The sequence below is a fragment of the Gordonia sp. NPDC057258 genome (assembly GCF_042668985.1).
In the GTDB taxonomy this organism is placed as follows: domain Bacteria; phylum Actinomycetota; class Actinomycetes; order Mycobacteriales; family Mycobacteriaceae; genus Gordonia; species Gordonia hongkongensis.
In genome coordinates, this window is record NZ_JBHUXZ010000072.1 from 1,629 (window position 1) to 2,306 (window position 678).

1 protein-coding gene is annotated in these 678 nt (G+C 59.4%); it reads left to right on the forward strand.

Annotated features, from left to right (window positions below; all coding sequences use genetic code 11):
* Positions 1 to 91 precede the first annotated feature (91 nt).
* Positions 92 to 678 (forward strand): MFS transporter (locus ACFUEJ_RS24100; RefSeq protein ID WP_388032355.1); only part of this gene is annotated, 587 nt, incomplete at its 3' end.

The following is a 678-nucleotide window of genomic DNA, read 5'->3' on the forward strand; positions in this document are numbered from 1 at the left end:
CGAGTTACTTCGTGCGACTGGTCGAGCGGTTCCTGCGGTGTATCTGACGTGTGAACAGAATCAATTGCACATGTCCAGATATACAGCGGTTGTGGTGACAACGATCGTTCAGGTTTGTACGGCATTTGCCGCACTGGCGATACCGAGCACCGCACCGGTCATGATTCACCAGTTCGGCTCCGGTGCGCCCGGTGTAGGGACGTTTGTTTCAATCACTTACGCGGCGGCAGCAGTTGCATCGGTTGCGGCAGGCGGTCTGGTTCCGCAGCTTGGCCCGATTCGCCTCTGCCAGATTTCGCTGCTGGCGTGCGCAACCGGGCTTGCCATGGTTGGCGGAGGCACGCCTGTGTGGTTGATCCTGGGAGCGATCGGAGTCGGCATTGGGTATGGGCCAGTCACGCCCGCGAGTTCGTACCTCCTCGCGGCAACGACATCACCCAAAAACAGACGATTCGTTTTCTCGCTCAAACAAACGGGCGTTCCTGCGGGAGCAGCGTTGGCAGGCGCAGTCATGCCGGTTGCAATGCTGTTCATGGGTTGGCGGGCGGCAGTGTGGCTCGTAGCCGCATGTTACGTGTGCATAGCGCTTGCAATGGATCCCGCGCGTCGATTGTTGGACGGCCAGATTGGCTTATCTGACCACCGACGTTTCCAGGTACTTGCGGCGATGACCGCGGT